The organism is Desulfuromusa ferrireducens (assembly GCF_055389805.1).
This window is the reverse complement of the sequence record NZ_AP042415.1, coordinates 2,655,628-2,676,299: the sequence shown is the minus strand read 5'-3', so window position 1 is coordinate 2,676,299 and position 20,672 is coordinate 2,655,628. Positions and strand designations below refer to the sequence as shown.

20 protein-coding genes and 1 other RNA gene are annotated in these 20,672 nt (G+C 50.8%); 10 read left to right on the top strand and 11 right to left on the bottom strand.

Annotated features, from left to right (window positions below):
• Positions 1–18 precede the first annotated feature (18 nt).
• A complete protein-coding gene (locus ACZ5PT_RS12085; protein ID WP_464263290.1) occupies positions 19–1,161 on the bottom strand; it encodes a hypothetical protein in 1,143 nt (380 codons plus the stop codon).
• A gap of 303 nt (positions 1,162–1,464) precedes the next feature.
• On the opposite strand from ACZ5PT_RS12085, the gene ACZ5PT_RS12080 reads away from it, so the two are divergent.
• A complete protein-coding gene (locus ACZ5PT_RS12080; RefSeq protein WP_464263289.1) occupies positions 1,465–1,752 on the top strand; it encodes an iron-sulfur cluster biosynthesis family protein in 288 nt (95 codons plus the stop codon).
• 191 nt (positions 1,753–1,943) lie between these two features.
• Here the strand turns inward: ACZ5PT_RS12080 and cydB are convergent, their stop codons facing one another.
• The 3 genes from cydB to ACZ5PT_RS12065 are packed head-to-tail and all read right to left on the bottom strand — an operon-like array spanning position 1,944 to position 4,887.
• Positions 1,944–3,074: a cytochrome d ubiquinol oxidase subunit II gene (cydB, locus tag ACZ5PT_RS12075; RefSeq protein ID WP_464263288.1), complete on the bottom strand. Its 1,131-nt coding sequence runs from the start codon at positions 3,072–3,074 to the stop codon at positions 1,944–1,946.
• A complete protein-coding gene (locus ACZ5PT_RS12070; protein WP_464263287.1) occupies positions 3,071–4,612 on the bottom strand; it encodes a cytochrome ubiquinol oxidase subunit I in 1,542 nt (513 codons plus the stop codon). Before ACZ5PT_RS12070 ends, cydB begins: the two co-directional genes overlap by 4 nt.
• Before the next feature lie 56 nt (positions 4,613–4,668).
• The gene (locus tag ACZ5PT_RS12065) at positions 4,669–4,887 is read right to left on the bottom strand and encodes a DUF4492 domain-containing protein (protein ID WP_464263286.1); all 219 of its coding nucleotides are present in this window, start codon (positions 4,885–4,887) and stop codon (positions 4,669–4,671) included.
• 365 nt (positions 4,888–5,252) lie between these two features.
• Between ACZ5PT_RS12065 and ACZ5PT_RS12060 the strand changes: the two genes are divergently transcribed.
• Together ACZ5PT_RS12060 and ACZ5PT_RS12055 are read left to right on the top strand one after the other, a co-directional pair.
• Complete coding sequence (locus ACZ5PT_RS12060) at positions 5,253–7,061, top strand: YgiQ family radical SAM protein (protein ID WP_464263285.1); 1,809 nt, start codon at positions 5,253–5,255, stop codon at positions 7,059–7,061.
• Positions 7,062–7,253: 192 nt separating this feature from the next.
• Complete coding sequence (locus ACZ5PT_RS12055) at positions 7,254–7,439, top strand: hypothetical protein (protein ID WP_464263284.1); 186 nt, start codon at positions 7,254–7,256, stop codon at positions 7,437–7,439.
• Between the two features lie 25 nt (positions 7,440–7,464).
• Here the strand turns inward: ACZ5PT_RS12055 and ACZ5PT_RS12050 are convergent, their stop codons facing one another.
• Together ACZ5PT_RS12050 and ACZ5PT_RS12045 are read right to left on the bottom strand one after the other, a co-directional pair.
• Positions 7,465–7,920, bottom strand: coding sequence for a hypothetical protein (locus tag ACZ5PT_RS12050; RefSeq protein ID WP_464263283.1), 456 nt, complete (start codon positions 7,918–7,920; stop codon positions 7,465–7,467).
• A 98-nt stretch (positions 7,921–8,018) separates the two neighbouring features.
• Positions 8,019–8,243 carry a hypothetical protein gene (locus ACZ5PT_RS12045; protein WP_464263282.1) on the bottom strand — a complete coding sequence of 75 codons (225 nt, stop codon included), beginning with the start codon at positions 8,241–8,243 and terminating at the stop codon, positions 8,019–8,021.
• Between the two features lie 151 nt (positions 8,244–8,394).
• On the opposite strand from ACZ5PT_RS12045, the gene ACZ5PT_RS12040 reads away from it, so the two are divergent.
• The 3 genes from ACZ5PT_RS12040 (at position 8,395) to ACZ5PT_RS12030 (ending at position 14,025) form a co-directional block, all read left to right on the top strand.
• Entirely contained in the window at positions 8,395–8,646 is a 252-nt protein-coding gene (locus ACZ5PT_RS12040) for a hypothetical protein (RefSeq protein ID WP_464263281.1), read from the top strand.
• Positions 8,647–9,356: 710 nt separating this feature from the next.
• The gene (locus tag ACZ5PT_RS12035; RefSeq protein ID WP_464263280.1) at positions 9,357–11,081 is read left to right on the top strand and encodes an acyl-CoA carboxylase subunit beta; all 1,725 of its coding nucleotides are present in this window, start codon (positions 9,357–9,359) and stop codon (positions 11,079–11,081) included.
• A gap of 67 nt (positions 11,082–11,148) precedes the next feature.
• Positions 11,149–14,025 carry a biotin/lipoyl-containing protein gene (locus ACZ5PT_RS12030; RefSeq protein WP_464263279.1) on the top strand — a complete coding sequence of 959 codons (2,877 nt, stop codon included), beginning with the start codon at positions 11,149–11,151 and terminating at the stop codon, positions 14,023–14,025.
• 223 nt (positions 14,026–14,248) lie between these two features.
• On the opposite strand, the gene ACZ5PT_RS12025 is transcribed toward ACZ5PT_RS12030, so the two are convergent.
• The 5 genes from ACZ5PT_RS12025 to ACZ5PT_RS12005 form a co-directional block, all read right to left on the bottom strand.
• Complete coding sequence (locus ACZ5PT_RS12025) at positions 14,249–14,947, bottom strand: DUF3106 domain-containing protein (RefSeq protein ID WP_464263278.1); 699 nt, start codon at positions 14,945–14,947, stop codon at positions 14,249–14,251.
• Positions 14,937–15,062, bottom strand: a complete 126-nt coding sequence (locus tag ACZ5PT_RS12020) for a hypothetical protein (protein ID WP_464263277.1) — start codon at positions 15,060–15,062, stop codon at positions 14,937–14,939. The genes ACZ5PT_RS12025 and ACZ5PT_RS12020 overlap by 11 nt, the downstream gene beginning before the upstream one ends.
• Positions 15,037–15,504 carry a DUF3619 family protein gene (locus ACZ5PT_RS12015; protein ID WP_464263276.1) on the bottom strand — a complete coding sequence of 156 codons (468 nt, stop codon included), beginning with the start codon at positions 15,502–15,504 and terminating at the stop codon, positions 15,037–15,039. The genes ACZ5PT_RS12020 and ACZ5PT_RS12015 overlap by 26 nt, the downstream gene beginning before the upstream one ends.
• Complete coding sequence (locus ACZ5PT_RS12010; protein WP_464263275.1) at positions 15,501–16,052, bottom strand: RNA polymerase sigma factor; 552 nt, start codon at positions 16,050–16,052, stop codon at positions 15,501–15,503. Before ACZ5PT_RS12010 ends, ACZ5PT_RS12015 begins: the two co-directional genes overlap by 4 nt.
• Positions 16,053–16,436: 384 nt before the next feature.
• Positions 16,437–16,817, bottom strand: coding sequence for a desulfoferrodoxin (locus ACZ5PT_RS12005; protein WP_464263274.1), 381 nt, complete (start codon positions 16,815–16,817; stop codon positions 16,437–16,439).
• Between the two features lie 212 nt (positions 16,818–17,029).
• On the opposite strand from ACZ5PT_RS12005, the gene ssrS reads away from it, so the two are divergent.
• The 4 genes from ssrS to hflC all read left to right on the top strand — a co-directional run bounded on the left by ssrS (position 17,030) and on the right by hflC (position 20,606).
• Positions 17,030–17,209: non-coding RNA, 6S RNA (gene ssrS / locus ACZ5PT_RS12000), on the top strand.
• Between the two features lie 132 nt (positions 17,210–17,341).
• On the top strand, positions 17,342–18,520 hold the full coding sequence (locus ACZ5PT_RS11995; RefSeq protein ID WP_464263273.1) for a TraB/GumN family protein: 1,179 nt from the start codon (positions 17,342–17,344) through the stop codon (positions 18,518–18,520).
• Positions 18,521–18,648: 128 nt separating this feature from the next.
• Positions 18,649–19,680 carry an FtsH protease activity modulator HflK gene (hflK, locus tag ACZ5PT_RS11990; RefSeq protein ID WP_464263272.1) on the top strand — a complete coding sequence of 344 codons (1,032 nt, stop codon included), beginning with the start codon at positions 18,649–18,651 and terminating at the stop codon, positions 19,678–19,680.
• Positions 19,677–20,606 carry a protease modulator HflC gene (gene hflC / locus ACZ5PT_RS11985; protein ID WP_464263271.1) on the top strand — a complete coding sequence of 310 codons (930 nt, stop codon included), beginning with the start codon at positions 19,677–19,679 and terminating at the stop codon, positions 20,604–20,606. The genes hflK and hflC overlap by 4 nt, the downstream gene beginning before the upstream one ends.
• The last annotated feature ends 66 nt before the right edge of the window (positions 20,607–20,672 follow it).

The window sequence follows — 20,672 nt, the reverse complement described above, 5'->3', positions numbered from 1 at the left end:
AAAAACCCCTAACCAGACTTAAAAACTGTAAGAAATTTTAGTGGCCAAATAGTTCCAGTAGCGATCGACACCAGCGGCATTGGTTACCGACATCTGCATCGCCCCACCATCAATGGCGTGATACTCAGCCATTAGGTTCCAGTTGTCAGAAATGTCATAGCGAACGGCGATCCCAAGGTCCTTGCGCCAGCCCATATAAGCAGGAGATTGAGGTTTGGTTTCACCATCCTTGTCAAACTTCAAACGATAAAACTCATCGTACAAAGCAGTAAAAGTCCAGTTATCAAAAGGGGAATAACTGAGCATGGCGTACCATGACTGCGACGGGCCATCAATATTAAGAACCCCTGCCGACAGTGTTTGTCGATCACTCTCACCGTACTCGCTAACAAACAACCAGTCATTCCAGGCATATTCGAGAGAAAGGACAAATTTCGTGCGGATAGTGGACTCGGTCAGTGGCTGCGAAGCACCATTGACATAAATACTATTTTCCGCGTGCAGCAGGCTGAAGCCAAGGCGCAGATCGGTGACGGCACTGCTAAAAACTACTGCACCACCATACAGGCCTTCACTTTTTCGTTCGCTGGAGGTCAATACCGAAGGGATCTGGGGATTACGTTTACTGACAGGAAGATTGTTGTTTTTAGTAATTGAAGACAGGAGCGACTGCTCGGTACTTTCAGCCAGAATACTCTGTTTGGGGTAATCGGTCTCACCGATAAAGAGATGATAATCCAGATCGCCCCAGGCCCCTAGCGGAACACTGCCGTAAACGCCAGCGCCGACATAGGCCAGGTTGGTATCACGGCGGCTCTCATCATAAATACTCTGCGGCAGAAAAATCGTCGATCGAAGAAAATCACTGTCGCGAGTTTCGTTGTATAAGCCGATCGGCAGTTTGACTTTACCGAGTCGAACGCCAAACATATTAAAGGGACGGTAATCAAGAAGAGCCCAATCAACCTGAATGCGATCTTCAGAATAATCACCCAGGTTACGATAAAATGCCTGTCCACCGAGGCGCAGACTGTCATTGATTGCCCAGTTGGCATTTAAACCGAGATCCGTGAACTCCAAAGTACCTGAGCGACTACTGGCCAAAAAGTTATTGTTGGAACTCTGCAACGCCCCCTGAGAAGCAAAACCGTGAATCTGCACAGAATCCCCAAGATCCACAGCATTAGCGAAAGAAAACATTCCGCAACTGAGCCAACTAAATAAAAAGAGGATTATTAAGCGCATGATTTAAATACCAGAGCAAAAAAAGTTTCCGGAAGGAACAAAACATTCCCCCGATAATTAGCGTAAAATAATATAACAACGGTCAGATTATGGCAAGGAATTGCGTGCCATTACGGCTTTATTTTTGAGAATTATCACAGTAGATCAACCTTGACACTTTATATATATAGATATAATACTTTTGCATCTAATAAAAATTGAAAGGGGGTAACCTTAATTATGTTGAAAATCACCGAAACAGCATGTGAGCAATTCAGACAGTTGCTGCAGAAAAATCCCGGGAAATGTCTCCGGGTAATTTTTGAAGGCTTTGGCTGAGGCGGTCCCAATTTGGGATTGGTTCTGGATGAATCAAACGATGAAAAAGCGACCGTCACGATCAACGGCATTGAACTGCTGATTGCAGAAAATGTCCTGCCCTACACCGAGGACAACCAGATTGACTACATTACCAATGCGCACGGGCAAGGCTTTTCGATTGCACCGGCAATGGGAAACTGCTGCTAAGTTTCCTTGGCTTTACCAACAAAATTTGCTGCGTAATTAAAAGTAAGCCCCGAGCAGAGAACTGACCGGGGCTCACTTTTATCTCGAACTCGATCCTATAACAAATCCCATTTCCCCAGCAGCGTAACGGCTGCATAATAAGAAACTCCGATCAAACACATCCAGGCTAATATCAACATATCAATCTCCCCTTAATAACTCTTTTTGTCGGCGACCAATTCCTCAATCGTCAGTTTCTTGCTATCCATCTGCCGCCAGACCCAAACGATGTAGGCCAGCACAAAAGGGATAGCAAGAGCAACGTAGGACATCATCGTCAAAGTGTAATGACTGCTCGAAGCATTATAAATTGTCAGACTACTGTTCAAATCAACCTTCGACGGATAAAAGGCCGTATTGTTGTAACCGGCGGTAAAGAAAATCGCCAGACAGGTCAACACTGTCCCCAAACCTGCCGGCCATATACCGCGTACCGAAGGGGTAAAGCGATTAAGCATGACCCCAAACACAACCAGCACCAAACCGGCAAGTAACATCACCAGCACCAAAGGCATCTGCAACAGGTTATTCAGGTACTTGTTCGCTTCCAGCGTAACGGCACCGTCAGCAGGATTAACGGCAAAGCCATCCATCATCACCAGAGCGACCAGTACATAAAGCAGAAACGGCAAAGCACAGAGCAGGTTATTAAAAGCAGAGGACTTTAATCGCTCAAGCAGAGCGACATCCTCAAGATTATTGGCCAAGTAAAGCGCCCCTAAAGTTCGCGCCAGAAAAACCAGAAACAAGCCGAAACTCAAATTAAAGAGATTAAAAGCCGCTTCCAGGCCACGCAACGGATGAGTCCACTGCACAAAATTGTAATCATTCAGAGTAAAATTGGAGCCGGTAAAAAAGGTACCTACCGCTGCGCCGACCAACAGGACCCCGACGCTCCCGTTGATAAACAGGAAGACTTCATAGGTTTTTTGACCGAGAAAATTATTCGGCTTGGTCCGGAACTCGTAGCTGACCGCCTGAATTATGAAGGTGAACAGGATCGCCATCCACACCCAGTAGGCACCACCAAAACTGGAGGCGTAAAACAGCGGGAAAGAGGCATAAAAAGCGCCGCCAAACAGAACCAGGGTGGTGAAGGTCAGTTCCCACTTACGGCCAAGCGAATTGACCAGCAGAGTTTTTTCATCCTCGCTCTTGCACAAGGTCAGAATCAGCGTCTGCCCTCCCTGAACAAACATCAGGAAAACAAACAGCGCCCCGACCAACGAAACGATCAGCCACCACAACTGCTGCAAAGTCGACCATTCAAGGCTGCCAATCATGATTCATCTCCTTCTGGACCGATAGCAATTTGCTTGGTCATAATTCTCAGCTCGGCAATCAGCAAAGCGGTAAACAGGGCAAGAAACAGAAAGAAGGTCAGCATGACGGTGCCGGAATCGAGATTGGAACGGGCAATGGTTACCGGCAGCAAATCCTGAATCGCCCAGGGTTGACGTCCGACTTCGGTCACCACCCAACCAGCCTGCTGTGCAACATAGCCAAGGAACAGCGAGATGAAGCCCAACTTCAAAATGAGCGGTTTATCCTCCAACTGCTTCTTTTCCAGCAGATAGATATTCACCAGAAACAGCAGGATGAAGAAGGTCCCCAGACCGACCATAATCCGGAACGAGTAAAAAACCGTCGATACCGGAGGAACCGCCTGCTCCGCCGACTGCAGATAACCATAACCGAGATAATCCCGATGCCGATCGAACAGGCTAAGGGCATTACTGGCAGCGAGTTGTTCTCCGGCATTTTGGGCCGCCTTATAATCTCCCAGCCCGGCGACCGCCAATTTGCCGCGGCGCATCTTTTCTTCAACACTCATGATGTTGTGTTCCGCATTGCCCAGAACCAGATCATCAATGCCCGGCACAAAACCGGTAAAGTTACGCTTGGCCAGCAAGGTCAGCATCCCCGGGATTTCAACCTTAAACTTAAAGGCATCCTGATCGTCACCCGGTTTTTTATCCGCATTCACCATACCGATCGCCACCAAGCCGGTCGGCGCTTTGCCCTCGTAGAGTGCTTCCATCGCGGCCAACTTCATTGGCTGGGTACGGGCGGTAATAAACGCATGCTCATCCCCGGTAAAGGCGACGAACAATGAACTGAACAGACCGAATACGCAGGCAACGGCAATCGAACGTTTGGCAAACTGTATGTGGCGCTTTTTCAGCAGGTAATAGCTGGAGACACCGAGCACAAACAGAGAGGCGAGCAGAAAGCCGGAGCTGGTCACGTGTACGAAATGGCTGACGGCAACCGGCGACGAAACGACCGCCCAGAGATCCTGCATTTCAAAGCGGGCGCTATCAGGATTAAATTTCATACCGATCGGATTCTGCATCCAGCCGTTAGCGACCAAAATCCACAAGGCCGACAGGTTGGAACCGACCGCCACCATCCAGGTGGAAAACAGATGGAATTTTTGCGAAACCCGATCCCAGCCGAAAAACATCACGGCAAAAAAGGTGGCCTCTAAGAAGAAGGCAAAAATGCCCTCAATTGCCAGCGGCGCACCGAAGATATCACCAACCATCCAGGAATAATTCGACCAGTTGGTGCCGAACTCAAATTCCAGGATAATGCCGGTGGCGACCCCAATAGCAAAGTTGATCCCGAACAGAGTCATCCAGAAGCGAGTCAGTTTTTTCCATTGCTCGTTTCCGGTCTTCACATATATCGACTCAAAAAAAGCGCAGAGAAAAGACAACCCCAGAGTCAGCGGCACAAAAATCCAATGATACATGGCCGTCAGGGCGAAGGTGGCTCGCGCCCAGTTCACCATTGTTATGTCGATCTGCTCAATCAAGTTTATTCTCCCATCCTTAGGTGTTAACGGCAGCGGTTAACAGTCTCGTTAGCTTTTTATTTAGCGACCGGTCGGGTTAAATTCTGCAGGACATGATCTGCCCGCTCGGCATCGGTAGAAAAATTCGTCGCCAGAAAATCTGGGAAAAAGAAGAGTTTCAAAACAGCAAACATAATAACCAGCTTGATCAGGATCAGCTTCCACAGCGTGCGGCCAACCACCATGGAGCGGAAACCGTCGGAGTACATGGAATAGATTTTTCTAAGTGCGGTCACGGCAACATCCCCACGGAAAGGCCAACCAATTAATTACAAGTTTGGTAATATTTACACTGGAGCAGCCAGCTGTCAAGCAAATTATAACTTATAGGGTCTCACTTTCAACAAAGACAACTGATTGTTATTGCACAGCTTTACAGAAGGGATAGGCCAACCCATTGCAGACAAAAACCATAAACAATAGCAGCCCTGAAGCAGGATTTTCGCCTTGCGCAAAGAGTCCTCCGACTGCTAAAAAATGACAATTAGCCTAGATCTATGCTATTGAGGCAACAGAAACAAATCGCCAATAAAAAACGCTGGAGACCGCCCTGAAAGAAGCAAGCAACCATACGACCTTCATCCCCACTTGCCGCGCAGAAATGAAGGCTCGCAACTGGTCTGAACTCGATGTTCTTTTCGTCACCGGCGATGCCTACATTGATCATCCCGCCTTCGGCACGCCGCTACTTGCGCGACTGCTGGAAAGTGCCGGCTATCGGGTCGGCATCCTGGCGCAACCGGACTGGAAAAATCCTGAAGCGTTTAAGCTGATGGGGAGACCGAAACTGTTCGCCGCCATTTCAGCCGGGGCGATGGATTCGTTGGTCAACCATTATACGGCAGCGAAAAAGATCCGCCGCGATGATGCCTACACTCCAGGCGGACAGGCAGGGAAACGCCCCAATCGAGCAGTCATTGCTTACACGGCGGCGGTCAAGGGAGCATTCAAGGGATTGCCAACGGTCATCGGCGGGATCGAAGCCAGTTTGCGACGACTGGCCCACTACGATTATTGGGACGACAAAGTCCGCCGCTCGATCCTGGTCGACAGCAAAGCCGACCTGCTACTCTACGGAATGGCAGAGAACGCGCTGCTGACATTGACGAATAGACTGGCAACAGGTGAACAAATCGACCATATCAGCGATATCCGCGGTACCGCCCTGCTCTGCAAAGAGGTTACCCAGGCGACCATCGAATTGCCAAGTTTTGAACAGGCAAACGAAGATCCCGATGACTACAACCGAGCGTTCAAACTTTCCAGCGAGCAGCAGAACCCCTTTTCCGGCAAGCCGCTGTCGCAACGGCATGGAAACAGGACTGTCCTGATCAACCCGCCTGCAGTGCCGTTAAGCGAAGTCGAACTGGACCGGGTCTACGCCCTGCCCTTCACCCGAAAACCGCACCCCAGCTACACGGAGAAGATCCCGGCTTTTGAGCAGATTCGCAACTCGATTACCAGCCACCGCGGCTGTTTTGGTGGCTGTGCTTTCTGCGCCATCACCCATCATCAAGGAAAAACCATCCAGTCCCGCTCGGAAAATTCAATTTTGCAGGAAATCGACCGCCTGGCGGGGCAAAAGGATTTCCACGGGACATTAACCGATGTCGGCGGCCCGACGGCCAACATGTACGGCCTCGGCTGCGGGAATCCGGCAGCGGAAAAAAACTGCCGCCGCGACAGCTGTCTTTATCCGGCCCCCTGCAAAAACTTGAAAACCAGTGATCAGCGCGCTGTTCGCCTGCTCGGGAAAATCCGTAAGCGCGACAAAATAAAACATGTTTTCGTCGCGTCCGGGGTTCGCTACGACCTGCTGCAATACCAACAGCAATATTTTGATGATCTCCTGCAGCACCACGTCGGCGGACTCCTTAAAGTTGCCCCCGAGTCGACCAGCGACCGGGTCACCAATGCCATGCACAAGCCGGGCGCAGCAATCTTTACCGATTTCTTGCAGCGTTTTCGGCTGCGCAGCCATCAGCTCGGACTGCGACAGTCAATCGTCCCCTATCTGATCAGCGGTCACCCCGGCTGTGAGTTGTCGGACATGGTCGATGTCGCCCTTTATTTGAAACGGCACAATTTACAGGTCGAACAGGTGCAGGATTTCACCCCGACACCGGGCAGTCTCTCGACCTGTATCTACCACACCGGCAAAGATCCGTTTACTGGCAAGCAGCTGCATATTCCTCGCACCACCAAAGAGAAACGTCTGCAAAAGTCGCTACTGCTCTATCACAAGCCGGAGTCGAAACAGGGCGTCCTCGACGCCTTGCGCCTTTGCGACCGCGAGGATGCTGCGGCAGAACTGCTCGACACACGGCCCCCGCAACCAATCAGCCAAATACCCCAGACAGGCAAAAGGCCGGCGAAAAAACCGCTCCGCAGGCCAAAGAGGAAAAGATGAACCCTCTGCGCCACGGGCTATCTTCACTGATCGGCTGCTGCGCATTACTGATCGGCTAGCGCGCTTCAGCAAGATCGGCGGTGAGATGGTGCCGCACACCAACGTTGAAGAAATCTTCTATCGTGAATTGAATTTGAATGGAAACAGTCTGGCGGTTACTCCGCTAAACAATAAGAAAAAGAAGAGAAGCTGGTGGGGATCTACACTGCCGAGGCCGGAGACAAACGACAACTGGAACAGATCTGCAACAATTCCGAGCTGTCGAATCGCTGGCGGACGAAGGCCAATAACTTGATCAAAACCACTGCGTTCCCCATCCTCGGCAGTGGCAAACTAGACCTATGCCGTCTGCGACAAATAGCAGCAGCACTTGCATAAAGGATTAGCGGCAGTGACGGAAACACTACATATCCAGCAGAAAATTCAGTTGCTCTGCGTCCAGAATCTCACGGGTATCGTAAATACAGCGCAGATGAACCATCGTTGCCTCGGCCTTCAGCCTGGCGATATCCCCAACCACCGAATTTAGTTCTTCGGGCGTTTCCTTGGCAAAAATCCCTTCTACGACCAAACTCTCAAGCGGAACAATTTTTTGCGTCAACGCCTTAACACCAGCAATCGTGTTCTTTCTGACTACGAGGAGTTTTTCCTTTTGTGCGGAAGAGAGCTGCAGCCCAGGATTATCCCACTGCCTTATCAGTAATTTGGTGAGATGCGGAAGTTTGGCCGTTATCAAAAAAGGAGTGCTCTTCTTCGCCCCTTTTCCACCTGCGGCGTTACTCCCCTGCGCCAACAGGGTTGCCGATGGCAGTGCCAGCATAATTGCCAAAAAAGATATAAGCAGAATGGCTTTTTTCATGATTTCAGTTCCCTCCCGTTATTTAGTTATGGATCGCCCATAAGGAAAAGAGCGAGACAAGGGGCGTCACTTTGAGCTAGGCGTGTCAACCAATACCACTACTTCGTGACAAGGCTGCAAAAGTAGGCCTCAAGCTCGACTTCAATCTGCGCAGCAACCTTTGGATCATATGCGTGGGTTGCAATCACATTTTTAAACAGACAGGAAGCGCTCCCACAACTGACACAGTCAATGCGATATTTCCTTAAGATAGTGCCAATTTGCGGATGCTCTTCGAGCATGCTGCTGATAGTTCTTTGGACAAATTCCTCGGGCATGTTCATCCGCACGTCTCCTTTTAACCTTAACTTAGTTAACAAAGTATATAGTTTAAGCCCGAACAAAAAAATATGACCAAGATCAAAAGATCGAAATAACTACGGCAACAATGCTCCGCTTTCAGATAGAATCATTCATCGCTGCGGACCTGCAGCGATGAATGAAATGACCTTGAGCATAAAAAAGACGGGAGAAGCTCTGCCACCACCGCAGAGAAAGTCAACAGACCGAAGCATTGCCAATCCGATTGGTGGCTACAATAATCCCTCCCCGGAATTGCTTATTTTCATAACTGCCGACCGGGGTGAAAGTTCGCTCTTGGAGCACATTCAGCAGCTTGATCAGCACCGGGACAGAGACGTCACCAAGCTCATCGATAAAGAAGACCGTGCATTCTCACACCAATGACACCTGGGCGATAGTGGTCCCCCGGTCGTCACAATCGATGCGGGTGGAGTTACAACCGCAATGATCTACTATCAAAAGGATGAAAACAGCTAAAAAAACCATGTTCCGCAAAGCTACACAAAGAAGTGTATACGGCTTAATAAAATCGTCCTTCGAAGGCTTCCCAAGGACGAACATCAAACGATGTCTACTATTCGTGTCAAAAACGCACCCTGCGTTTTTACTTAGAATATAATTTCTTTGTATTTTTTTACTCAGGCTGTCCCTGCCATCATTTTCCTGGTCAAAAGGTCAGATCAATTAAACTCCCAGACGCCTAAATTTAAAAATTAAAACCAAACCAATGTTGCACAAAATAATTTTTAACTAATACTTCTAGGCAGTTGTACTTTTTCCACAAAAACAACCTTGGATTGTAACTTATCGGAACGTTAAAATTCCCCATACATAATAAGCAACACCCCATTCCGCAAAATATGAGTTAAACTAAACCTGTAATTTTTTATCCTAAATAAAATTTGTCTTGACAATTTAGCCAGTTTTTTGTTTTGTAACGGGTGCAAAAACAGCGTTTTAAGTTACCTTATAATTTATATTTTAGAACACTCGCATAGATCAATCATTTTCAGCTTTAAGGTCATCCGACTCGCAAATCGTCTTTCAACCTCGAGTCGGAAACAAATTCCAAACGACGTAAAGGAATATCTGAGATGTCAAAAACAACGATAAAACCCTCATTACAGAACCCTCTGGCAGCAACCGAAGAAGTTGAATTCAATATTCCTGGTGAAATCGCCGGGCAAACTGGTGGCTACGAAGAGGTCATGAAAGAAGGTCACGAACTGATTCAGCGTCCTATCAAATCAGTGGCCGTCGGTCAGATTGAAAAACAGCACTTCAAAAAACGGATGACCGTTTGGGAGCGGATTAAAGTCCTGACCGACAATGACCCCAACATTCTCTTCCAAAACTGGGGCAAGAACCTCGACGGAGCATCCCTGGTCACCGGCATCCTGAATATTGGCGGCCGTGACGTTGCTCTTTATGGCCACGACTTCACCGTTCGCGCCGGGTCCATCGACGCGACCAACGGTCAGAAGCTTGCCCGCATGATGCAAATGGCTGGCGAAAAAGGACTTCCGTTGATCGGCATGAACGACTCGGCGGGTGCTTTTGTTCCCGCTGGTGTCGGTGGCCTCGACGGCTATGCCGAAGCCTTTACCGCGCTGCGTAAGATCAGCGGTGTCGTGCCGACCATCATGTGCATGTTCGGCTTTAACGCCGGTGGCGGCTCCTACCTGCCACGTCAGGGTAGCTTTGTCATCCAACCCGAAGACACTTTCTTCGGCCTGACCGGGCCCGGTGTTGTTAAATCGGTTCTTGGAGAAGACATCACCCCAGAAGAACTCGGTGGACCTATGGTTCACAGCGCCTCCGGCGTGACCGATTTGACCGTCGCCGATGAGACCGCCGCCCTGCGGACCGCGGTTCGTCTGCTCAGCTACATCCCGGACAATAACCACAGCATGCCGAAGTTCCAGGAAACCAGCGATCCGCTTGATCGCAAAACCTGGGAAATCAACACCCTGCTGAAGAAAGCCTTCAACTCACCGACCGGCTTTAACACTCCGTTCGACGTTTCAATCATCATCCAGCAAATCTGTGACCACGGTGATTACTTTGAAATGCAGCCGACCCGTTCACGCGAAGCCATCACTGCTTTCGGCCGTCTCGGTGGCAACGTTGTCGGTTTCGTCGCTAACAACTCAGCAGTATCCTCCGGTCAGATCGACTGTGATTCAGCGGTAAAGATTGCCCGTTTTGTGCGTTTCTGTAACATCTACAACATTCCATTGATCTTCATGGAAGACACCACAGGCTTCCTCCCAGGTCGCGAACAGGAAGCACGCGGCATCGTTCAAGCTGGTCGCTCTATGCTCGACTCGATCGTCGATGTTCGCACTCCGCGTATTCTGCTGATCCTGCGGAACGCTTACGGCGGTGCCTATGCCTCTTACAACAACTACCCGACGGGCGCTGATCTGGTTCTGGCCCTGCCGACCACCCGTCTGGCAGTCATGGGTCCTGCCGGTAAAGAGTTCGTTTACAAAACCGAACTGCGCAAGCTGCGCGGCGCGATCAAGCAACGGATTTCTGCCGGCGCCCAGGAACGCGCCTCGGCTGGCATGAGCGCAAGTGACGCCAAAGCCGACGCGGAAAAAGAAGCCGCTGAGTGGCTCAAGCTCGAAGAGGCCGCTTTGAACACCCGCTACGAAAAAGAACTGATGAACCCCAAAGAAGGTCTCGCGCTCGGCTCGATCTCCTCGCTGGTCATGCCGACCGACCTGCGTAAAGTTCTCGGTGAAAACCTCAACTTCTTCCTGCGCCACTACAAGCCGTCGGCATGGCAAGATGTACAGCGCGAATTCCATTAATAGTTGAGGGATAACAATGAATAATCGCACGACACTAATAAACCCCATGGAAGTGGAGAATAAGCCCATGGCAAAAAATACCGACCTTTACTCAAACAATCCGTTGATCCACAAGGACCGTCGCCTCAACCAGTCGAGCTCAGAGTGGGTACGCTCCTTCTCGTGTGAAGAGCTCAAGCCATTAATCGTCTGTCGCGGCCCGATCCGTAAAGAGGCAATGGACGTCTACGAAGAGATGGGCATCAGCCACTACGGCATCCTGCTTTCGGAAAAAGATTCCATCGTTTATCCGAATGCCCTTTCCCCCGAGCTGCGCCAGCTGACCGACAACAGCCGCGTTCACCGGGTACCTGACTACTCCGGTGCCTCCAAAGAAGAGCGGGTTGAGCGGATTCAGCAGATCATCGACACGGCCAAAGACAATGGTTACGATTCGGTTTTTGCCGGTTATGGTTTTATGGCTGAGGATGACGAGTTTGTTGCCGCCCTCGAAGGTGCCGGCCTCAAATTTATCGGCCCTTGCTCCGGCACCCAGCGTGCTGCCGGTAAAAAAGATGAGGCGAAACGGACTGCGCTGCAGGTTAACGTTTCGGTTACTCCCGGTATCGACAATGTCACCGCTCGCACCTTGCTGAAAAAATATACCAGCCGTGAAGAGTTACTGGCGCTGGTCAAAGCCCAAAAGCTGGATGTCGACAAGAAGCTCCTTGCAGACAAAAAGCTGGCGATTGAAACACTAGCCGATGCCATCCTCTTTGCCTCTTACGACAAAGGCATTGATCTCTACTCCATCGAAGAGCTCTGCGCACAGGTTGAAATTGAGTGCATCGAGATGTTCAAGGGCTATCCAGGTGCCCGTATCCGCCTCAAAGCAATCGGCGGCGGTGGCGGTAAAGGGCAGCGGATCCTCGGCGCATCCTTACTGATGACCAAGAAACCGACCGACAAGCAAATTAAAGATGCTGCGACAGATGCTCCCGGTATGGTTCGCGAAATCCTCAACGAAGTCAAAACTAACGGCGTTGGTGACAACAAGAACATTCTCGTCGAGCTGAATATCGAGCAGACCCGACACAATGAGATCCAGTTGCTCGGGAACGGCGAATGGGCCATTGCCCTCGGCGGCCGTGACTGTTCCCTGCAGATGCACGAGCAGAAGCTGCTGGAGATCTCCGTTACCCAGGAATCGTTGACCGACGAAATTGCCAAGGCCGAAAAAGCTGGCAACAAAGTCCAGGCCAAGGCGCTTGAATCTGACCTGAAAGTTCTCAAGCGGATGGAAGAAGAGTCCGAACGCTTCGGTACTGCCGTTGGCCTCGACTCTGCTTCAACTTTTGAGTGCATCGTCGATGGCGAGCGTCACTACTTCATGGAGGTCAACACCCGGATTCAGGTTGAACACCGGGTCACCGAGTTGGTCTACAGCCTCAAATTCGTTAACCCAAAAAACAAAAACGACTTCTTCATTGTCGAGTCTCTGGTTGAAGCGATGGCCTTGCTCGCCGAGCACAAAGAGCGTCTGCCTCGCCCGGTACGAGTCCCCCGTTTCGGTGCCAGTGCCGAAGCCCGCCTCAACGCCACCGACTGCTCCCTGTCACCAAGTGCCGGCGGCTACATCCGTTACTGGTCAAAACCGATCGAAGGAGAGATCCGCGATGACCAGGGGATCAGCACACCGAACCCGGATACCGGCCTATTCATGCGTTATCACTTGGCCGGCGCGTACGATTCCAACATCGCCCTGTTGCTGACCGAGGATCAGGATCGTCTTTCCAGCTATGAAAAGCTGTCCAAGGTTCTGCGCCGCACCGTACTGCGCGGCTCCAATCTGGCGACTAACCTGGAATTCCACTACGGTCTGGTCAACTGGTTCATCGGCAACAACGTCATGGCCAAACCGACCACCCGCTTCGTCGTACCCTACCTGACCCTGGTCGGCAAGCTGAAGGAAGAATCCCAGAAACTAGACGTCATCTATGCATTTTTGGCGATGAAGAAGCACTACTTTAAACTTTATGCAGCTGATGCAGATGCAGCCAAGGCAGCATCTGAAACCCTCGACCGAAAAGGCACCCTGCTGACCCGGCCGATGGAGATCCTGCTTGAGGATCCGCACATGCTCTCCGGCTGGTTGAGTCTGAACAGGAAAAACTTTAAGATTACTGATAACAAGGTCGTCTGGTTGCGTAATCCGCTGGTCATCCTTGAAGAAACTTACGAATACCTCAACATGACCTGGCGTGCCGATGCCCCTTCTGCCGAAGTCATCTGGACCCATGACCGCGATCTCCTGAACAACGCTCTGGCGTTTTATGCCGAACTCCGCGAGAAATTCAGCGTCGGCAAGGACGAATTCGTCAAACTGGACGAAATCCTCAGCAAAGACAAGCCACAGGGCGGTTACGACAAAGAGATTTGGGCAAAGATTCAGGCTGCCCATGTCGGCTACGAAATCGGTAACGAACTACTCGGCCTGCTGGCCTTGATTGCTGACAAGACAGACTTCTACGATCTTAAAGTCGAAGAAGATCTGGAAGTAACAATTCCAGAATACCTGCACGATCCCGAGTTGCAGGCGGCGATGAAAAAGGTTCTGGTTCCACCACCGTCAACCAAAGCAGATGAAGTCGTCACCCCGGGCGGAGGAATGTACTACGGCCAGGAAGCTCCAGGTTTGCCAGCTTTCGTCAGCGAAGGGATGCACTTCGAAAAAGGCCAGCCGCTGTTCATCCTCGAAGTCATGAAGATGTTCAACAAAGTTCCAGCGCCGTTTGCCGGAACCATCGACAAGATCCTCATCGAAGGCGGCGATGGCACCATTGTCCAGAAAGGCCAACCACTGTTCAAGGTTACGCCGGATGAGAAATTTGTCGAAGTCGACCCCAAACAAATAGCAAAGCAGAAGCAAACCGTCACCGGCGAGTACCTGCAAGCTGTTCTTTAGAGCAGACGCTTCTTAGTTGGATTTTATTTAACGGGCCCCATTTGCGGGGCCCGTTTTTCTTGCAGTGGTACAGTTTATTGACGTTACCAGACACTCTATCCAGCCATACAAATCACGTGGTCCACAGAGAACTAGTCGATTAGCTCTAGCGATTAGCTTTAGCGCCAGCCCCCTCTAAAACAAAAAAAGGGGCGACCACTAGGCACCCCCCTTTTCAACTTTATTAACCACCACCGGAACCACCACCGGAACCACCACCGGAACCACCACCGGAACCACCACCGGAACCACCACCGGAACCACCACCGGAACCACCACCGGAACCACCACCGGAACCACCACCGGAACCACCACCGGAACCACCACTGGAACCACCACCGGAACCACCATTAGATCCACCGGTCCCGTACACGCTTATTTGCGTCCCTGGGTTGCCTGTTTGGACTTTTTGTGGTGATGCCTTCTCCAACCTCTCGCGAAGCTTACGCTTCTCCTCTAAATTGACTTTTTGCCACTGTTCTTGCAGACGATTTCTGGTATCTGGGGACAGGGACAAATATTTACTGCGAACGGAGCGTAGTTTTTCTTTTTGAGCTGGGGCCAACCCCCTGTAGTACTCATAACGTTGACGAATTTTTTCCTGTTGCTGAGGACTCAACTGCCGCCATTGCTGAAAACGTTCCTGCGCTCTGACACGCTGCTGTGGTTCCATCGACAGCCAGCTATCGACACCTTTTTGCAAGCGCTGCTGCTTTTCAACAGATAAAAGATCCCACGTATTAGCATAATCCTTTAGCAGTTGTTGCTGCTCGCCACTCAGCTCGGCAAACTGCCCAGCAAAGGTCACGCTAGCACAGAGAAAACAAGAGAAGCAGGTAACGGCTAGGAGCTGCCCAATATTCCAGACCAGTCTATTTTTCATCGCCACTGTCCTGTTCATTTGCCTGCGGGAAATCACCCTCATCCATCGCCAACAGTTCAAAGGGATCAATCCAGCCATTTTCTTCATCATCAAACGAGCCCAAAAAATCGAGCATTTCGGGGCTCGGTGCTTTCGAGGAAATGCTTTCCTGTGCCAGCGAAACGCTCGGCAACAGGAGAAACAGGCTCAGAATTATCATCTTCCGATAACCCATTTTCGGCCTCCAGGACTTCAGACAACCATTCATAGAATTCAATCTCTTCTTGGTAGAATTCAAGTGGTTCGGTAGCAGTAAAAATGCTTAGTTCGTCAAGCTCGGGGGAAAAACCAGGTTGATGCGGAGCCGACGGCCAGTTCAATAACAATACCAGTAAGATCAACCCCGCAACAGGGGCCGAAGCCCAATAGAGCAGTCGGGATTTTCCGGTCCGCCGACACTCCACGGCCTGATGTCTTGCTTGTGTCAAACGGGATCTTGTTCTCCCATCCAGATCATCAAGCGAATGATCAAGCACCTGGCGGATATCCTCTATCAATATATCATCATTTTTCTTCATGGCCAATGGTCCCCTAGCTTTTCCCGCAAGCGTGCCAAGGCACGCGAATAATGTGTTTTGACCGAACCTTCCGAGCAGCGCATCACTTGAGCTGTTTCGGCAACGCTCAACTCTTCCCAGGTTCGCAGTAAAAAAGCCTGCTGCTGGCGAAAAGGCAACCCCTTTAACGCCAGTTCCAGTTCGGCAAAAGCTCCCGATACTTTTAATTTATGTTCCGGTCCCTGTTCATTGGGATCTGGAACCTTCTGCAAAGGATCCTCTTCCCCGTCATCTTCTGTCAACCAGCTAAACCAGCGGGAGCGTACTGCGCGACGGCGCTGGAAGTCTTTTATCTGGTTATGCAATATCCGATAAAAAAGCGCTTTCAACTCTCCTTCAGGCTTATTCGCGTACTTCACCACGAGCTTGGTCATGCTCTCCTGAACAATATCAAGAGCATCATCAGGCTGACGGGTACCGATTAAAGCAATTCGATACGCCTGTTTTTCCACTGATTTTAGAAAAGCGTCCATGCCACAATTCATATCAAGCCGCACAACGCCAACCAAAACCGCCTGAAAACCTCGGCAAAAGAGATCTACTGTTAAAAGTGCCTAAGGCAGCGATGCAGATGGCGCCTGTGAAGGTCAGCGTACAACCGGAAAATGGGTCTATAGTCCTTCGAACCCGACAATTGTCACTTCTACCGCCACGTTGGTCAAGAAAAGACCACCTTACCGACCAGCACAGTTTCGGACACACGGCCCTTCTGCCTTACTGCATCTAAGCCCTACTAGTGACTAACGAACAGCGGCGCGATCGGTTGACAATAAAGTTTAGCCGACAAAAAAGATTGGTAATTTATTTTTCAACAAATTGTGTTTCTTACATAGAAAAGCGGGCTGTCACTTAAGTGGTGGCAGCCCGCTTTTCTATTCTGGAATAAACGAAATCTAACTCTTGGCCGCCCAATGGCCGTGCAGATTGCAGTACTCGCGGGCAGTCACTGATGTTGCCGTCACATTGAAAGTCGCCTGCGGCGCATCACCAGGGCTCAGATATTGACGATAGACCTGATTATCGGCAATCAACTCAACCCACTGAATATAATGGGCATCTTCCATCGGATGTGCGACGCTGCCGACGCTGACGGTAATTGAACCCTCACCGATTGCGATCACCGGGACATGCTTTTCGGTTGCGGCATCGGTGGTATTCTCTGCCATTGCAGTCATGTTTTGTCCGCAACAAACCAGAGCACCGGCACCAGCATGCATCACCTCAACAATATTTCCACAGATAGAGCATTTGTAAACTTCGAGTTGTTTAGACATCGGACGGATCCTCCTTTATAAAGACGCTTTTGCCCAGCATGGTAATTACACAAAAGGATGTGCAGGCCTGGGCGCAGAACGGGCACATCCGGCAAATAAGACTTCGCTGGTAATAATAGCATCTTTCAACAAGATTTCACCCAAACAAGATTTAACATTTTTTTTGCTGACCTAAATCTGCTATCTAGCCTATAGTGAAACAAATCAGATTCGACTCTCTGCCCTGCAGGTGAGGTCAGAACGTCCACTCGGAATAGCAAAACTTTCGGGATCGACTTAGAAATCCGGTGTGCCAGCCCACCTTAGAGTGGGACGCCTGATGGATTCACAGAAGATCCCACCTCATTGGCCCTCGATGTGAGTCCAATGACCCACGGCAGTGTGGAGAGTCGTTTAGTAAAATCAAGGTACCGGCAACGGTGCCTTTTCTTTTTCTTCCTTGCTAAAACGGTAGCAGACCCCTCTTCTCTGTGTTAAAATTCCGCGCTGTTTAAGTCAATCTAATCCCGGAGGGTTATCCCCTGATGCCAGAGAATACAACCGACGACTATACCCGTCTGCAGGTCGACGACAAGGAAATCATCCTGGTCGGCACGGCACACATTTCACAAGATTCAGTGGATACTGTTGTCCGCACTATCGATACCTTGCTTCCCGACACCGTCTGTGTTGAGCTTGATGACCAACGCTACCAAGCACTGATCAACCAGAAAGGCTGGGAGTCTCTCAATTTAAAAGCGGTTATCAAAAAGAAACAGCTCCCTTTTCTGCTGGCGAATCTGGCGCTTTCCTCCTATCAAAAACGCATGGGACTACAGACCGGGGTAAAACCGGGAGCAGAACTCGCTGCGGCGGCACAAACCGCCGAAGAGCGAGGGATGATCGTAGAACTGGTCGACCGAAACATCCGCACGACCCTGTTGCGGGTCTGGCGGAAAACCGGCCTGTGGAACAAAATGAAGGTCATGGCGGCACTGTTTGGCAGCCTCTTTGAAAAACAGGAAATGGACGAAGCGGAACTGGCCAAGCTGCGCGAAAGCGACACCCTCTCCAGCATGCTTGACGAAATGGGCAAGCTGCTGCCATCAGTCAAACAGATCCTGGTTGATGAGCGGGATGTGTATATGGCCTACCACATCCGCAATGCCCCAGGAGAAAAGGTGCTTGCCGTCGTCGGAGCGGCCCACTTGCCCGGCATCATCAAACAATTACAGGGGGAAGAGATCTCGGCAGAAACAATCGCAGAGATCTCCACCATTCCGCAAAAAACCCGGTTTTCAAAAATTGCCCCCTGGCTGATTCCCGGCCTTGTTATCGTCCTGTTTATCAGCGGCTTCTTTTTTGGCGACCGTGATCAACTGGCCAATGCGGCAACCGCCTGGGTCCTGGCCAACGGCCTGCTTTCGGCACTCGGCGCACTGCTGGCCTGGGGACACCCGGTGACGGTGATCAGCGCGTTTGTCGCCGCGCCATTGACTTCCTTAAATCCGACCATCGGTGCCGGCTTTGTCACCGGTTTTGTCCAGGCCCTGATCGCGCCGCCGACGGTACGCGACATGGAGCAGGTCGGGGAAGATCTGATCACGCTTAAGGGCTGGTGGCAAAACCGCCTGGCTCGAGTGATGTTGGTTTTCCTTTTTTCCTCCATCGGCTCGGCAGTCGGCACCTTTGTTGCCCTTGGCTGGTTAAAAGAGTTGATCTAGGAAAACAGATCGATTCAAGGTTTAATCTTCGATCAAACCTGTTATATGTATGGCTTGCTCTTTCAATCATTGGAGAATCGAGACTCCGATGGCTGACAATATAACTTTCTCAAACCAGAGAGGTTCAAATGCAGGATTGGGGAAACGGTCCCTCAGGGGACGAACTGGAAAAAAAGGTCATTGAAATCAAAGACCAGATACAAAAGAAGCTTAACAACTCGCAAAAAGGCTTCATCCCATTAGTGATTATCATTCTGCTGCTGGTCATCGGTGCTTACAGCAGTACCTATGAAGTCGACACCGAAGAAACCGGAGTCGTGCTGCGCTTCGGCACCTTCTCCAGTTTCGCCGAACCGGGCCTGCATTTCAAAATCCCTTTCGGCATCGATCAAGTCTACCTGGTACCGACCGGGCGAGTCTTGAAGGAAGAGTTTGGTTACCGCACCGTTCAACCAGGCACCCGCTCGACCTTCAGCAAACGTGGGTTGGAAGAGGAATCGCTGACCCTGACCGGTGACCTGAACGTCAGTGACGTCGAATGGATTGTCCAGTTCCAGGTAGCCGATCCCTACAAGTACATCTTCAATATTAAAGACCCGGTCGGCACCATCCGCGACATCTCCGAAGCGATGGTTCGCAGGGCGATCGGCAACGCCAATGTCACTCAGGTCCTGACCACCGCGCGGGCTGAACTGGCTGGGGAAATCCAACAGAACCTGCAAGCAACCCTCAACCAGTACGACATCGGCGTGCGGATCGTTACCGTCAAGTTCCAGGACGTGACCCCGCCCGATCCAGTTAAAGATGCTTTTAACGAGGTCAACGAGTCGGAACAGCAGAAAGAAAGTTTGATCTTCCAGGCACGCGAACAGTTCAACCGTGAAGTGCCACGTGCCCGCGGTGAAGCCAAGCGCGCTCTGCAGGAAGCCGAAGGTTACTCGGTGGAACGGATCAATAAAGCCCGCGGTGAAACCAACCGCTTCCTGGCCCTGTTAAAAGAATATAAAAAGGCTCCGGAGGTCACCCGTCGGCGCATCCACCTGGAAACGATGGAAGAGGTGCTGCCGCGTCTCGAGGAAACCTATATTATGGATGCAACCAGCGTCGGTGCTTTGCCACTGCTACCGTTACGTAAGGCATCGGAAGGAGGGGCCAAATGAAAGCACCAATCATTATAGTTGTCCTCGTTGCGGCCCTCCTGCTCGGCCGTGGCGGCCTCTACGTGGTCAATGAAGCCGAACAGGCCATTGTTACCCAGTTCGGTAAGCCGGTCGGCGATGTCATCAATCGCGGCATACACTTTAAGCTGCCCTTCGTACAGAACGTTAACCGTTTCGAAAAACGGATCCTCAAATGGGATGGCGATCCAAACCAGATTCCGACCAAGGATAAAAAGTTTATCTGGATCGATACCACCGCCCGCTGGAAGATTGCCGATCCATTGCTGTTTTACACCAGTGTCAATTCCGAACGGGGCGCCATGAGCCGACTCGACGATATCATCGATTCGGTGGTTCGTGATGCGGTCTCCAGCCGCCTGCTGGTGGAACTGGTGCGAGGTAGCGATTATAAAGCCCAGGAAGGCAACACTGAGCGCTTTGAGGTTGATGGGGTTGCAATTCCCCTGGATCAGCTCGTCGGTCGCGAGGAAATCATGGCCGGCATTCTAACCAAAGCCCAGGCCAGTACCCCTGAGTACGGGATTGAACTGATCGATGTGCAGATCAAACGCATCAACTATGTCGAGCAGGTCCGCACCCGGGTTTACGAGCGGATGATCAACGAGCGGAAAAAAGTCGCCGCTCAGTACCGCTCCGAAGGCGAAGGCGAAAAAGCCGAAACCCTGGGTAAGATGCAACGTGAACTGAAGGAAATCAGTTCCGAAGCCTATCGTAAAGCGTTGGAAGTCCGTGGTGCCGCCGATGCGGAAGCTGCTTCGATTTACGCCAACGCCTACAATCAGGATAAGGATTTTTACGCCTTTTTACGCACCCTGGAATCCTACAAGAAATCGATTACCAAAAACGGCCGGCTGGTCATTTCAACCGATTCCGATTACTACAAATATCTGAAAAGGGCTAAGTAGCCGACAACATCCAAGTACAATAGAAAAGGGGCTCTCCAATCGGGGAGCCCCTTTTCTATTTCTAAC